Genomic DNA, 14,765 nt, shown 5'->3' with positions numbered 1-14,765 from the left:
GTCTCCTGGCCGAACATTCGCGTCCTTCCAGAAAGGGCGCCGGATACGCCCGTTAGATGCAATGTCCTCCCCGCTGTGATAATCCCGATAAAACTGGAAGCATTATCAAGCCAGCGCTGATAATCCGGACCTTGCTACATGGATCGCCTGACCAGTTTGACTGCCTTCGTCCGGGTCGTGGATTCCGGCGGCTTTTCCGCCGCCGGCCGCAAGCTCAACATGTCCACGACAATGGTGAGCAACCACGTCCAGTCGCTGGAAGACCGGCTCGGTGCCCGGCTGCTCAACCGCACCACGCGCAAGGTCAGCCTCACCGAGGTCGGCCAGGCCTATTACGAGCGCTGCATCCAGATCCTCGCCGACATCGAGCAGGCCGATGAGGTCGCGGGCGCGCAGCAATCGGTGCCGCGCGGCACGCTGCGCATCTTCACCAACACCCATCTGGTCCAGTTCCTGTCGTCGACGGTCACCGAGTTCCTCGCCACCTATCCCGAGGTCAAGGTCGACTTGATGATCGGCGAACGCTCGGCCGACCTGCTCGACGAAAATTTCGATCTCGCCGTGCAGATGATCCAGCCGCGCGATTCCGCGCTGATCGTGCGCCGCATCGCCACCTGGCGGCACGTGCTGTGCTGCTCGCATGACTACGCCGAGGCGCACGGCAAGCCGGAGCGGCTCGACGACCTCGCGAGCCTCAACTGCGTTCGTCATATCAACTACCCGTTCGGCGACGAGTGGCACTTCGTCGACCGCAAGGGCGCGCCGGCAGCGGTGAAGGTGGCCGGCAATCTCGTCTCCAACAGCGGCGAGACGCTGAAACTCGCGGCGCTCGCCGGCGTCGGCGTGTTCCTCGCGGCGGGCTTCCTGGTCCGGGACGAACTCGAATCGGGGAAGCTGGTTCGGCTGCTGCCCGAATACCGTCCGGTCGAGCTCACCATGAACGCGATCTACCCGCACCGCCATCACCTCTCGGCGAAGGTGCGCGTCTTCATCGATCTCCTGGTGCATCACGCCACCGAGCAGCAGAAGCTGATCAATCCTTACTCGTGAGGCAGTGCGCGGTACTTCACATCCGCCATTCCCGCGCCAAGGCTTCCGGCATTATGGCGCAAACGCCATAAGCTGATGTCAGACGAAAAAGCCCGCCATTTTCGCGAAGGCCTAGGTTACGTCGTCGCCGCGTTAGTGCTTAATACAGCGGCCTCGGACCAGAATTGCTGCAAACCTCTACTTGCCCAACGTTTCGGTGGGCTTCGACTTTGCAGCCCGGTTTGACCGGCCTGCATCCTCCCGAATTACATATCATCTGCCCTTGCGCTTGGGGTTTGGGCTTCGCTTTTGCACTCTGCGCATGAGCGTCTTCAAACAATCCGCCCAATGTCGTTGATAAGACGAACCCAGCCAGCCCGGCAGTCAATACAGCTCGCATAACGCCCCTCCTTGATCTGAGGGTTCCATCGTTAGCATGCGCGGTTCCGAACGTCCCGAGAGGTACACCGGAATTGCCACTTGTTTCTGGCGACCTGGATCTCCTGCAACACCACTTGTTCAAGCTCCGCGCTGCAACGCACACAAGAGATTGCCGTAAACGATCCTCGTTTCAGCTTCGTGGTGATCCCTGCTTCCTTCATCCGTTGAGGCGAAACCTTGTCGACCGCTTCGACCAAGCCAGTGTAGCTGCGCGTTGCTCAGGATGGCGGGACGTCGCGCAGCGCTTGTTCTACTCGTCATGACCACCTGGCATCCTTGCATGGCACAGGCGTGTATGAAGGTCGCCCCAACTGTCGCCGAGGCCTGCCATGCCGCTTCGTGTCCTGACCGCCATCCTGTTCGTGATCGTAGCAATCGCGCTGCCGCAGGCGCCGGCGCACGCCGCCTATCCCGACCATATCGTGAAGATCGTGGTGCCGTTCGCGCCGGGCGGCGGCACCGATGTCGTCGCGCGCACGCTGGCGCAGGAGATGCAGAAGGATCTCGGCGTCACCGTGATCGTCGAGAACAAGCCGGGGGCAGGCACCATCATCGGCACGCAGAGTGTCGCCACCAGCCCGGCCGACGGCTACACGCTGCTGATGGCGACCTTCGCCAACGCGGTCAATCCGAGCCTCTACAGCAAGCTGCCCTACGATGCGCATAAGGACTTCGCCGCGGTGGCGCTGGTGGCGCGCTCGTTCAACGTCGTCGTGGTCAATCCTGCTTCGCCGATCAAGTCGATCGCCGATCTGATCGCGGCTGCGAAGGCCGATCCGGAAAACTGTCCTACGGGACCTATGGCACCGGCACCTCGGCGCATCTGGCCGGCGAATTGTTCAAGCACATGGCGGGCGTCAATCTGACCACCGTGCCCTACAAGGGCGCGGCACCCGCGATCACCGACCTCTTGGGCGGCCAGATCCAGGTGATGTTCACGACGGTGGCAAGCTGCGCGTCGCTGGTCGAAGCCGGACAGCTGCGCGCCATCGCGGTGACCTCGGCGGAACGCTCGTCCGCGTTGCCGCAATTGCCGACGGTGTCGGAAGCCGGCGTATCCGGCTATGTCGCCGAATCCTGGTACGGTCTCTACGCGCCTGCGAACACGCCGCCCGACATCGTCGACCGCCTCAACAAATCGGCGGCCAAGGCCACGCAGGCGGAGGCCTTCTGGAAGCTCAGCGTCAATGAGGGCCTCGTGATGGCGGCACAGCCTCCGGCCGAGCTCGACCGCTACTTCGCGGCTGAGGAGGCGCGCTGGCGCAAGGTGATCCGGGACGCCGGCATCAAGGCGGAGTAGGTGTCCAGCCGGCACAACGATCACATTTTTTTGCATCGCCATGCCGCAACCGTGATTCTAGACGCAACCAATGGTTCCTGGGGTCGTTGATGACGGGACGCCGGCAACACCGCCGGTTTTGATCGGACCCCGGGCTGGGGAATGAGCCATGTGGTTTCTGTTGCTGCTGCCGTTCATCGGCTTGCTGTGGGTGCCGTTCTACAATTTCGCCGAACCCTCGCTGTTCGGCTTTCCCTTCTTCTACTGGTACCAACTCGCCTGGGTGCCGATCTCCTCACTGCTGATCTGGCTGGTCTATCGCAGCCGGCGGCCTGACGCCGACGAGCAGCGGTGAGGGGAGAGCAATGACCGATCACATCGCCTGGGTTGCGCTTTCCGTCTTCATCTTCTTCTTCGCCCTCGTCACCGTGATGGGCTTCTTCGCCGCGCGCTGGAAATCCGGCCCGGTGAGCGAGCATCTCGACGAATGGGGCCTCGGCGGCCGCCAGTTCGGCACCTGGATCACCTGGTTCCTGGTCGGCGGCGATTTCTATACCGCCTACACCGTGATCGCGGTGCCGGCGCTGGTCTATGCCGTCGGCGCCTACGGTTTCTTCGCACTGCCCTACACCATCATCGTCTATCCCTTCGTATTCGCTGTGATGCCGGTGCTGTGGAAGAAGGCGCATGCCAACGGCTACGTCACCGCTGCGGATGTCGTCCATGGCGCTTATGGCTCGCGCGGCCTCGAGCTCGCGGTGGCGCTGACCGGCCTGGTCGCGACCATGCCGTATATCGCGTTGCAGCTGATCGGCATGGAGGTCGTGATCAAGGCGATGGGCCTGACCGGCGAGCTGCCGATCATCGCGGCCTTCGTGATCCTCGCGCTCTATACCTATAGCTCCGGCCTGCGCGCGCCGGCGCTGATCGCCTTCGTCAAGGACATCATGATCTACATCGTGGTGCTGACGGCCGTGGTCGTGGTGCCGTCCAAGCTCGGCGGCTATGGCGCTGTGTTCTCGGCGGCCAACGATGCCTTCACGGCGAAGGGCGGCGCCACCGGACTGACGCTGAAGCCCGCTCAGTATCTGCCTTATGCGACGCTGGCGCTCGGCTCGGCGCTCGCCGCCTTCATGTATCCGCACACGCTGACCGGTATCTTCGCCTCGAAGTCGGCGGATACCATCCGCAAGAACGCGATCCTGCTGCCGGCCTATACGCTCTTGCTCGGCCTGATCGCGCTGCTCGGCTACATGGCCTATGCCGCCGGCATCAAGGCGACGTCGCCGAACGATGTGGTGCCGATGCTGTTCAAGACCTTGTTCCCGGAATGGTTCGCGGGCTTCGCATTCTCGGCAATCGCAATCGGCGCGCTGGTGCCGGCCGCTGTGATGAGCATCGGCGCCGCCAATCTGTTCACCCGCAATGTCTGGAAGTCCTATGTCAATCCGGACATCTCGCATGCCGGTGAGGCGTCGGTGGCGAAAATCACCTCGCTGGTGGTGAAGGTCGGCGCGCTCGCCTTCATCCTGTTCCTGCCGACGCAATATGCGCTCGACCTGCAACTGCTCGGCGGCCTCTGGATCGTGCAGACGCTGCCGGCGCTGGTGTTCGGCCTGTTCACCGTCTGGTTCCGCGCCGAAGCGCTGTTGCTCGGCTGGGCGGTCGGCATCGGCTGGGGCACCTACACGGCGTGGAGCAACGGGCTGAAGCCGCTCGCCAGCATCTCGCTCGGCGATTCCAGCTACACCTTCTATGTCGGCCTCGGCGCGCTCTTGCTCAACATCGTGGTGGCCGCGATCGCGACCGTCGTGGTCGGCTTGATCTCACCCGCCAAGCGCGGCGCGGCGGCCTGAGCCGTCGTGCGTATCTGACGGGGCGGAGGTGAGAAGCGCGGTCAGCCGTGCCACCTCCGCCTTGGTCTTCTCGATCGCGGCGTCCTTCACCGGCCCGTAGCCGCGGATTTCCATCGGCGCCTTTGCAATCGCTGTGAGTTCGGGCAGCCGCGCCGCATCGAGCTTGCCGAGCAGTGTCTCGATCAGCGATTCGTACCACGTGATCAACTCGCGCTCGGCGCGGCGCTCCGCGGTGTAGCCGAACACGTCGAACGACGTGCCGCGCAGTCCCTTGAGCCGCGCCAGCAACCGCAGCGGAGTCTGGATCCATTGGCCGAACGCGCGCTTGCGCGGGCGGCCGCGTGCATCCTGCCGCGCCGGCAGGAAGGGCGGTGCGAGGTGATACTGCACGGTGAAGTCGCCGTCGAACGCGCGCTTGAGCTCGTCGAGGAAGCCCGACTGCATATGCAGCCGAGCCACCTCGTATTCGTCCTTGTAGGCCATCAGCTTGAACAGCGAGCGGGCCACGGCGTCGGTGAGGAGGAGTTCGGCCTCGCCACGGACTCGGTTCGCCTCTCCCGCTTGCGGGGGAGGCCGTAACGCATCGCCAGATGCGTTACGGGTGGGGGCTCTCTCCGCGATGGAACTCGTGGAGATACCCCCACCCCAACCCTCCCCCGCAAGCGGGAGAGGGGGCGCACCTTCGTCGCGGCGGCTGCCGAGCGCGGTCTCGGCGCGACGGACACGGTCGACCGTGGCGCGGTAGCGCGCGGCATAGGCTTCGTTCTGATACTCCCTGAGGAAATCGGCGCGCCGCGCGATCGCCTGCTCCAGCGCCTCGGGCGCATCGGCCGCAGAGCCTTCCGCTTTCGGCAAAAATTCCGGATCGGCGAAAGCGAGCCGGCCCCAGGCGATCGCCTGCTTGTTGTGCTCGACCGCGACGCCGTTCAATTCGATCGCGCGGGTCAATGCGTCCAGCGACACCGGCACAAGGCCCTGCTGCCAGGCGAAGCCGAGCATCATGATGTTGGCATAAACGCTGTCGCCGAGCAGCCGCTCGGCCAGCGCGTTGGCGTCGATCGTGGTGAGGTTGCCGGACCCGATCACCCGCTCGATGGCGCGTAAGCGAGCCGGCGAGGCGAGGTCTGCGTCGCGGAAGCGGACCACGTCTCCGGTCGGCATCTCAGCGATGTTCACCGCGGCGCGCATGCCCTTGCGATAGGTACCGGACGCCTTCGCCGACGAGCTCACGACGAGGTCGCAGCCGATCAGTGCGTCCGCGGCGCCCTGGTCGATCCGCACCTGGTGCAGTGCCTCGGGGGCTGCCGCCAGCCGCAGATAGCTCAGCACCGGGCCGAATTTCTGCGCGAAGCCGGTGAAGTCGAGCACCGAGACGCCGCGGCCCTCGAGATGCGCAGCCATCGCGATCAGCGCGCCGACCGTGATGACGCCGGTGCCGCCGACGCCGGTGACCAGCAGGTCGTAGGGCTTCTCCAGTGCCGCGAGCTTCGGCACCGGCAATGCCGCGGCGCGCGCCAGCGGATCGATCGCGCTTGTGTCCTTCGGCCGCCGCTTGCCGCCCTCGATGGTGACGAAGCTCGGGCAGAAGCCGTTGAGACAGGAAAAATCCTTGTTGCAGGTCGAGAGGTTGATCTTGCGCTTGCGGCCGAACGGCGTCTCCTTCGGCTCGACGCTGAGGCAGTTGGATTCCACCGAGCAATCGCCGCAGCCCTCGCAGACGAGGTCGTTGATGTACGCAAAACGCGCGGGATCCTCGATCGTGCCGCGCTTGCGCCGCCGCCGTTTCTCGGTGGCGCAGGTCTGCTGGTAGATCAGCACGGTGACGCCGGGAATTTCGCGCAGCTTGCGTTGCACGGCGTCCATCTCTTCGCGCGGATGGATGGTGACGCCGGCGGGCAAATCCGCCGGCGAGAACTGCGCGGGTTCATCCGACACCAGCGCGATCCGCGACACGCCCTCGGCGCGGACAGAGTGCGCGATCGCCTGGACGCTGACCGGGCCATCGACCGGCTGGCCGCCGGTCATAGCCACCGCGTCGTTGAACAGGATCTTGTAGGTGATGTTGGCGTTGGCGGCGATCGCCTGGCGGATCGCCATCGAGCCCGAGTGATAGTAGGTGCCTTCGCCGAGATTCTGGAACACATGGCTGTTGCCGGTGAATTTCGACGAGGCCGCCCAGTTGACGCCTTCGCCGCCCATCTGGATCAGCGACGAGGTCTCGCGGTCCATCCAGCTCGCCATGAAGTGGCAGCCGATGCCGGCCAGCGCCTTGGAGCCCTCGGGCACCTTCGTCGACGTGTTGTGCGGGCAGCCCGAGCAGAAATACGGCGTGCGCGTCGCGCCGGGGACGGCGATCGTGCGGTCCTGTTCGGGCCCGAGCGCGGCGACGCGGCGGGCGAGCTGCAATTCGGGAAACATCGGATCGAGCCGCCGCGCCAGCACATCGGCGAGCATCAGCGGCGATAACTCACCGGTCCACGAGATCAGCCGCGCGCCGGTTTCGTCATGCTTGCCGACCATCCGCTCCGGCTTGGAGCCGGGATAGTCGTAGAAATATTCCTTGAACTGGCTCTCGATGATGCCGCGCTTCTCCTCGACCACGAGGATCTCGCGCTTGCCCTTCACGAACTCCATCGCATCATGCAGCGCGAGCGGCCACACCATGCCGACCTTGTAGATGTCGACGCCGAAGCGGCGGCAGGCGGCCTCATCGAGCCCGACCAGCCGCAGCGCCTCCATCAGGTCGAGATGCGCCTTGCCTGTGGTGACGATGCCGTAGGTGGCGTCCCTGATGTCGTAGATGCGGCGGTCGATCGGATTGGCTTTGGCAAAAGCGTAGACCGCGTGCTTCTTCGCCTCCAGCCGCTCCTCGATCTGCGGGCCCGGCAGATCCGGCCAGCGATAATGCAGGCCGCCGGGCGGCGGTACGAAATCCGGCCGCACGAACGTGCGCGGCGGCGCAAGCTCGACCGAGGCGCCGGATTCGACGATCTCCGAGATCGCCTTGAAGCCGACCCACATGCCGGAAAATCGACTGAGCGCGTAGCCATATTCGCCGAACGCGAGATATTCGCCGACATCGGCCGGATGCAGCGTCGGCATGAACCAGCTCATGAAGGCGACGTCGGATTGATGCGGCATCGATGACGATACGCAGCCATGATCGTCGCCGGCCACGACCAGCACGCCGCCATGCGGCGAGGAGCCATAGGCATTGCCGTGCTTCAGCGCATCGCCGGAGCGATCGACGCCGGGGCCCTTGCCGTACCACAGCCCGAACACGCCATCGACCTTTCGATCCCTCTGCGTCTCGACCTGCTGCGAGCCGAGCACGGCGGTGGCGGCGAGGTCCTCGTTCACCGCGGGCAGGAATTCGATCCGGCTCTGCTTCAGCCGCTCGCCGATCTTCCACAATTCGAGGTCGACGCCGCCGAGCGGCGAGCCGCGATAGCCGGAGATGAAGCCCGCGGTGTTGAGCCCGGCGGCACGGTCGCGCCTGATCTGGTCGAGCGCGATGCGCACGATCGCCTGCGTGCCGGTGAGGAAGACGCGGCCGCGTTCGCGGCTGTAGCGCTCGGACAGCTGGTAGGCGTCGAGTTGCGGCATCTGGCCCATGACTGACCCCTTCGGGAATCGCAATGTCTAATGGGCAAGGCTATGCCTGAGTGTCTGGTAGGTCCTACCTATCTGTTCTCCCGCGACCTCAATTTCGGTATGTTGTTGCGCTGAACATCGTATATTGGTAAAGTCCACCAAAGTGGAGTTCTGCGGTGATCGAAGAGCAAGACGAGAAAATCCTCGCCGAACTGCAGAAGGACGGCCGCGCCACTAACCAGCAGTTGGCGGAAACCGTCGGGATGTCGACGTCGGCGTGCTGGCGGCGGGTCCGCGCGCTGGAGGAGACCGGCGTCATTTCGGGTTATGCGGCGCTGGTCGCGCGCGAGCGCGCCGGCTTTGCGACCTCGGCGATCCTGCACGTCTCGCTGGAGCGGCACGACACGAAATTCGTCGACGAGTTCGTCGCCCGGGTGATGCAGCGCCGCGAGGTGCTGGAATGTTTCGCGACGACGGGCGATGCCGATTATCATCTGCGCGTCGTCGTCCGCGACATGGACGCCTACAACCGATTCCTCGACGAGTTCATGTTCCGCATCCCCGGCATCCGCCACGTCCGCACCAACGTGATCCTGAAGGAGATCAAGACCGGCGTGGCGCTGCCGTTTTGATGGAGATGCCGCCGCGAAGGCCACGCCGGAGCCACGCGCTCAACTTTCTTGTCCCGTCACCCTGAGGAAGCCGCGTAGCGGCCGTCTCGAAGGGCGAACGGCCACCAGCCGGGCCGTGCATCCTTCGAGGCTCGCCCAGCGGCGCAATTGCGCCGCAAGGCTCGCACCTCCAGCGACAAAGGCGAAGCCTTTGCGCGGGGATGACGGGTTATTGTGCTTGTTCCGCCGACTTGGCCTGCATCAACAGCATGAACACCATCACATGGCTGACCAGCAGCAGCGGCACGTAGAGCGCCGGAATATAGATGCCGGCGCCGAACAGGCCGGGATCCGCGTTCTTCGTCGCGCCCATGAAGTAGGCGTTGAGAAGATCCAGCGTGCCCCAGATGTTGAAGAACCAGACGATCGGAATGGCCACCGGCCAGCGCCACGACAGTGCCGCCATCGAGAGCAGAGCGAGAGCTGCCGCGGTCAGATCGCCCCAGCCGACCGCGCCGGCAAACACCGGGTTCACCTCCGGCGACACGAAGCCTGTGACCATGAAGTTCATCCCGAGAAACCGGAAGGCATGAAAAGCCGCAAGCAGCCGGAGCGCCTCATGGCGCGGCCAGGTGCGGAGCGCCGGCCAGACATAGGTCGCGGCCACCACGGCACTCGTCAGAAATGCTCCGGCGACGCTGAGCAAGAATGGAATGTTGAGACTTACCGGCACGGTCGGCTCCCGTCTGACTGTCGATCCGGAGAGGCCGGACCCGGCGATCGGGTCCGACCTCGGCGAGGCGCTCAGGGCGCGGCGCTCACGGCTTGGCGAGCAGCAGGCGCAGCGGCAGCAGCGGGCCGACCGCGATGTAGTCGTGGTCCATGATGTCGAGCTTGGACAGCGGCAGCCCTTCCATGATCGCGTGCGCCTCGGATGTATCCTTGGCATCGAGCAGGAGGATGACCCCGCGCCCGTCGGACCGCGAATACCATTCGCGAACCTTGCCGCCGAGATAGAGCTGCACGGTCTGCCGGATTTCATCCGGCATCACGGCCATCACCTGTTCGCGGGTGACGCCGGCCTTGACGGTCAGGATGACCATCACGCCGGTGGTGATGGTGGAGGCGGCCTGTGCCTGTGTTTGAGCCTGGGCAAGAGAGGGAGCTGTCATGGAGGTTAAGCCTGTCGAGGTGAGGGTGAGGGCTAGGAGGGTGTGACGGATTGTCTTCATCGGTCGCAGGTCTCCGTTCACGACTGATGTCGTGATGTCGCGTGGAGCAGCGCGCGTCGCGGTGCTGCTGCCTGTGGCTCCGATTTAGGGCGGCTTCCCGCGAGCGACTATTCGCGATAATGTTGACAGGCCATGAAGCAGAACTTCACAGTCAGGCAGGGCGCGCTCGACGGCGTGGAGGCGTTCCTCAGCGTCGCCCAGCACCGCAGCTTTCGTCGCGCGGCGACCGAGCTCGCGGTGACGCCGTCGGCGATCAGCCAGGCGGTCCGCGCGCTCGAGGTGCGCGTCGGCGCCGTGCTGTTTATCCGCACCACTCGCAGCGTCGGCCTCACCGAGGCCGGCGAACGATTTGTGGCGCGTGCCAGGCCCGCATTCGAGGAGCTGGTCGCCGCAAGTGGCGCCGCGCGCGAGCTCGGGCAGAAGCCTGCCGGGCTGTTGCGTCTCACCGTGCCGCGCTCGGTGGTGCCGATCCTGCTGGAGCCGCTGATCGCCTCATTCTGCAAGGCCTATCCCGAGATCGAGGTCGAGCTCGCCGCCAGCGAGGAGCTGGTTGACCTTGCGGCCGGCGGCTTCGATGCCGGCATCAGGATGGGTCAGTTCATCAACCCGGACATGATCGCGGTGCGTCTGACCAAGCCGTTCCCGTTCGCCGTCGTCGGCAGTCCGGATTATCTCGCGCGCCGCGGCCGGCCCAAACGTCCGGACGATCTGCGCGAGCACACGTGCTTGAGGCTGCGACGATCGAATGGCGGGCTCGCGCCGTGGTCGCTGAACGACAACGGCCGTTCGATCGAGCTTGCCGTCTCGGGTTCGTTCATCGGCCATGATTTCCCAACGCTGGTCGGCGCGGCGATTGAAGGCGTGGGACTGGCGCAAGTGCCCGCGCCGCTGGTCGCTGGCGCCGTGAAGGAGAAGAAGCTGGTGCGCGTGCTGGAGCCATTCGCGACGACAACGCCCGGCGTGTTTCTCTACTATCCCGGCCACCGCCAGATCATGCCGAAGCTGCGCGCCTTCATCGATCATGTGAAGAGCAGGTCGGCGGCTGGGCGCTGAGCCATCCGATCTGACCTCCGATGCCTCAACTGGTTCAGTGTCGTCCCTGCGAACGCAGGGACCCATAGCCACCAGTGGTTATTGTTGAGTGATGTCGGAACGACGAGTCCCTTCACTCACACAAGCCCCGGAGTATGGGTCCCTGCGTTCGCAGGGACGACACCTGGGTATGGAGCACGCGCGTCAGCAATAGCGAGGGGGCATCCGCCCTCACACCTTCTCCTTCACGAACCTGTTTCGCAATGTCCCGATCCCGGTGATGTCGATCTCGACCACGTCACCGTCCTTCAGGTCCGGCGAGGCGCCGTCGGTGCCCATCCAGATCACGTCGCCGGGCGACAGCGTGAAGTATTTCGAGAGCTCGACGAGGAAGGGCACGATGCCGAAGATCATCTCGTTGGTGCGGAAGCGGCCGGTCTCCTTGCCGTTGACCCGGATCGCGGTCTCCATGCGGTCGAGATCGACATCGGTCTCGATCCACGGGCCCATCGGCTTGAACGTGTCGGCGTTCTTGGCGCGCCATAGCCCGCGGTCGGCCTTCTGCCAGCTGCGCTCGGAGACGTCGTTGCCGATCGTGTATCCGAACACGCAGTCCAGCGCATTGGCTTCGGTGAGGTGCTTGGCTTTCTTGCCGATCACGACGACCAGTTCGCCCTCGTAATGGATCTTCTCGGTCGCACTCGCCGGGATCACGACGTTCTCGTCATGGGCGATCAGCGCGTTCTGCGCGCGGTAGCCGATCTCGGGTCGATCAGGCACGTTCGGCACCGTGCCGGCCTTGTCGGCGGCTTCCTTGAGATGCTTCAGGTAATTCAGCCCGACGCAGTAGAAGGTGCGCGGGATCAGCGGCAGCTCGATCTTGACGTCCTTCAAGGCGTGGGTCTTCGCCGTCTTGCTCCATTCACCGAATGGATCGCCGTTCACGGTGGTGACAGTGTCGCCCTCGACGAGGCCCCAAGACGTAGTACCCGCGGCGGTGAATTTCAGCCAGCGCATGATGATGTCCTTCTATTCCACAGCATGCGCGCGGGTCTTCCAGGCGCCGGCAGCCGGGCGCTTCAGTCCGAGATTTTCCCGCAGCGTCGTGCCGGCGTAGTCCTTGTGGAACAGGCCGCGCTTCTGCAGCTCGGGCACCACGTGATCGACGAAGTCGGCGTAGGAGCCCGGCACATAGCTCGCCGCGATGACGAAGCCGTCGCAGCCGCGGCCTTCGAACATTTCCTCCAGCCGGTCGGCGATCTCCTTCGGGCCGCCGACCATCGCATCCTGCACCTGGCCGCGGCCGGAGAAGGTGATGAAGTCGCGGGTCGAGGGATTGGTCTTTCCCGAGGTGCGCAGCACGCCGTCGCGGATGCCGAGCATGCCTTGCATGCCCTGCAGCTCTTCGGTGGTCAGCGGCTCGTCGATCGGTTTGGCGCCGAAATCGAAGTTGAGGCCTTCGGCGAGCAGCGACAGCGCGTCGATCTCGAGTGGCAGCTTCTGGATCACGGCCATCCGGTCCTCGGCCTCGGCCTTGGTCGCGCCGGTGACCGGCGTGATCAGATTGCAGAGGAACATCTGGTCGGGATCGCGTCCGGCCTTGGCGGCTTCGCCCCGGATCGCGTCATAGCCCTGCTTGGCGTTGGCAAGGTTGCGCGCCGCGGTGAAGATCACCTCGCCCCAGCGCCCTGCAAAGCGCTGGCCGCGGCCGGAGGCGCCGGCCTGGATCACGACGGGATGGCCCTGCGCCGAACGCGGCACCGTGAACGGGCCGCGCGAGGTGAAGAACGTGCCCTTGTGATCGAGCCGTTTCACCTTGGCCGGATCGGCGAAGCGGCCGGATATCTTGTCGATGATCAGCGCGCCGTCTTCCCAGGAATCCCAATGGCCGAGCACCACCTCCATGAACTCGTCGGCGCGGTCGTAGCGGAGATCGTGCTCGAGATGCTGCGCGCGGCCCATGTTGAGCGCTTCGCCGTCATTGACCGACGTCACCACGTTCCAGGCGGCGCGGCCACCCGTCATCAAATCGAGCGTGGCGAAGCGGCGGGCGACGTCGAACGGCTCGAAATAGGTGGTGGACGCGGTCGAGGCGAGGCCGAGCCTGGTGGTGACCATGCCCATCGTGGTGAGCACCACGATCGGGTCCATCTTCACGCAGCGGATGCCGTATTCGACGGTGTGGGCGTGATCGTTGCCGTAGCGGTCGGGCATTGCGAGGCGATCGTCGAAGAACGCCATGTGGAACTTGCCGCGCTCCAGGATGCGCGCGATCTCCTGATAGTAGTCCGCCGACATCGAATCGTCGCGCGACTCCGGGTGACGCCAGGAGCTCGGCAGGTTGGTGCAGTTCTGCGCCTGCAAAAAGCCAACCAGCGCCATTTGCCGTGTCATGCCGTTCTCCTGTACCTGAATGCGTCAGCGAAGATCGAGGTCGTCGGTGAGCTTGTAGTCGGTGGCGAGCGCCTTGAGCTTGTCCCAGGTCGCATCCTCGATCTCGATACCATTCTTGCGCCGTTCGACTTCGCGCAGATATTCGATCTCGCCGGGATAGAACACGCCGCGGCTCCCTTCCGAGGGCGGCGTCGATTTCAGGTAGCGGGCGAAGTCAGCGACCTCGCGCTTGAAGTCCTTGAGCGGGCGGAACGCGGCGACGTTGAACACCGCCATGAAGCAGCCGTCATTGTGACGGCCGGTCGGCTCGACCCCGAAACCGAGGCCGGTGAGCAGGCCGCACAGCACCTCGACCATCGCGGCAAGGCCCGAGCCCTTGTAGCCCTCGCTGCCGCCGAGCGGCAGCAGCGCGCCGCCCTTGCGGTAGTCCGCAGGGTCAGTGGTGTCGCGCCCTTCGGCGTCGATGATCCAACCCTTTGGGATGCTTTCGCCACGCGCCACCGCGAGCTGGATCTTGCCAGCCGCGACCGCCGAGGTCGCCATATCCAGATAGAACGGTGCCTCGAGATCGGAGGGCACTGCGATCGAGAGCGGGTTGGTGCCGAGCCGGGCCTCGCGGCCGCCGAAAGGCGCGACATGTTTCGGCGAGCGGCCGGAGTCGGCGGCTGCGATCCCGATCATGCCCTCGCGCATCGCCATCATCGGGTAATGCGCGAGCCGGCCGACATGGCTTTGCCGGAACACGGTGCAGGCCGCGACATTGGCGGTCTTCGCCTTGTTGATGGTCAGCTCCATCGCCTTGGCGTTGACGTGGAAGCCGAACCCCCAATGACCGTCGATCACGGTTGTGGTCGGCGTCTCCTGCACCACGGTCCATTTGGCGCCGGGGACGATATGGCCGGCGTTGATGCGGTCGATATAGGTCGGGATCGCGATCACGCCGTGGGAGTCATGGCCGGCGAGGTTGGCATTGACGCAGCCGGAGGCGACGGCGTTGGCCTCCTCCTCCGATGCGCCGGCGCCCCGCAGCAGCGCCGCGCCGATACGCGTGAGACGGTCGGCCTGGACGATCGGCATGGGGGCTTCCTCGCGGTGTGCCCGCATGCTGCGCGGGTCTTGCTTGCTGTTGTCGGCGCCATGCTCTCAAAGCGCAAGGCGCCGAGCAAGGGGCGGAAAATCCGGTCCGCCATACCGCCAGCACGGTGCTCCCGGTCAGGATTTCACTGAATGGAACGGGCGCGGTCGCGCTGCGGAATTTGGCTGCTCCGGCGGTGCAAGCCAGGCGGTTATCCGGGTG

The 14,765-nt window shown here is 64.9% G+C and carries 11 protein-coding genes and 1 pseudogene; 6 read left to right on the top strand and 6 right to left on the bottom strand.

Annotation, left to right across the window (positions count from 1 at the left end; translation table 11 throughout):
- The first annotated feature begins 138 nt into the window (after window positions 1-138).
- From ACVW1C_RS14175 to mctP, 4 genes and pseudogenes are all read left to right on the top strand, one after another.
- A complete protein-coding gene (locus ACVW1C_RS14175; RefSeq protein WP_456758951.1) occupies window positions 139-1,050 on the top strand; it encodes a LysR family transcriptional regulator in 912 nt (303 codons plus the stop codon).
- A gap of 749 nt (window positions 1,051-1,799) precedes the next feature.
- Window positions 1,800-2,770: pseudogene (locus ACVW1C_RS14170) on the top strand (Bug family tripartite tricarboxylate transporter substrate binding protein).
- A 148-nt stretch (window positions 2,771-2,918) separates the two neighbouring features.
- Complete coding sequence (locus ACVW1C_RS14165; RefSeq protein ID WP_456758950.1) at window positions 2,919-3,104, top strand: DUF3311 domain-containing protein; 186 nt, start codon at window positions 2,919-2,921, stop codon at window positions 3,102-3,104.
- Window positions 3,105-3,114: 10 nt separating this feature from the next.
- Window positions 3,115-4,605, top strand: coding sequence for a monocarboxylate uptake permease MctP (mctP, locus tag ACVW1C_RS14160; protein ID WP_456758949.1), 1,491 nt, complete (start codon window positions 3,115-3,117; stop codon window positions 4,603-4,605).
- Here mctP and ACVW1C_RS14155 read toward each other — a convergent pair.
- Window positions 4,576-8,220 (bottom strand): indolepyruvate ferredoxin oxidoreductase family protein, encoded by a 3,645-nt coding sequence (locus ACVW1C_RS14155; protein ID WP_456758948.1) that lies wholly within the window; start codon window positions 8,218-8,220, stop codon window positions 4,576-4,578. The two genes, mctP and ACVW1C_RS14155, sit on opposite strands and share 30 nt — an antisense overlap.
- A gap of 155 nt (window positions 8,221-8,375) precedes the next feature.
- Between ACVW1C_RS14155 and ACVW1C_RS14150 the strand changes: the two genes are divergently transcribed.
- Window positions 8,376-8,831: an Lrp/AsnC family transcriptional regulator gene (locus ACVW1C_RS14150; RefSeq protein ID WP_456758947.1), complete on the top strand. Its 456-nt coding sequence runs from the start codon at window positions 8,376-8,378 to the stop codon at window positions 8,829-8,831.
- 208 nt (window positions 8,832-9,039) lie between these two features.
- Here the strand turns inward: ACVW1C_RS14150 and ACVW1C_RS14145 are convergent, their stop codons facing one another.
- Entirely contained in the window at window positions 9,040-9,543 is a 504-nt protein-coding gene (locus tag ACVW1C_RS14145; protein ID WP_456758946.1) for a hypothetical protein, read from the bottom strand.
- Between the two features lie 85 nt (window positions 9,544-9,628).
- The gene (locus tag ACVW1C_RS14140) at window positions 9,629-9,982 is read right to left on the bottom strand and encodes a hypothetical protein (RefSeq protein ID WP_456758945.1); all 354 of its coding nucleotides are present in this window, start codon (window positions 9,980-9,982) and stop codon (window positions 9,629-9,631) included.
- A 192-nt stretch (window positions 9,983-10,174) separates the two neighbouring features.
- On the opposite strand from ACVW1C_RS14140, the gene ACVW1C_RS14135 reads away from it, so the two are divergent.
- A complete protein-coding gene (locus ACVW1C_RS14135) occupies window positions 10,175-11,095 on the top strand; it encodes a LysR family transcriptional regulator (RefSeq protein ID WP_456758944.1) in 921 nt (306 codons plus the stop codon).
- A gap of 210 nt (window positions 11,096-11,305) precedes the next feature.
- On the opposite strand, the gene ACVW1C_RS14130 is transcribed toward ACVW1C_RS14135, so the two are convergent.
- From ACVW1C_RS14130 to ACVW1C_RS14120, 3 genes are read right to left on the bottom strand one after another with little or no spacing between them, the layout of a single operon-like run.
- Window positions 11,306-12,091, bottom strand: a complete 786-nt coding sequence (locus ACVW1C_RS14130; RefSeq protein WP_456758943.1) for a fumarylacetoacetate hydrolase family protein — start codon at window positions 12,089-12,091, stop codon at window positions 11,306-11,308.
- Between the two features lie 12 nt (window positions 12,092-12,103).
- The gene (locus ACVW1C_RS14125; RefSeq protein ID WP_456758942.1) at window positions 12,104-13,468 is read right to left on the bottom strand and encodes an LLM class flavin-dependent oxidoreductase; all 1,365 of its coding nucleotides are present in this window, start codon (window positions 13,466-13,468) and stop codon (window positions 12,104-12,106) included.
- Between the two features lie 24 nt (window positions 13,469-13,492).
- On the bottom strand, window positions 13,493-14,545 hold the full coding sequence (locus tag ACVW1C_RS14120) for an Ldh family oxidoreductase (RefSeq protein WP_456758941.1): 1,053 nt from the start codon (window positions 14,543-14,545) through the stop codon (window positions 13,493-13,495).
- Window positions 14,546-14,765 lie beyond the last annotated feature (220 nt).

It is taken from the genome of Bradyrhizobium sp. USDA 4011, assembly GCF_054063415.1.
This window is presented reverse-complemented; position numbering and strand designations above follow the sequence as displayed.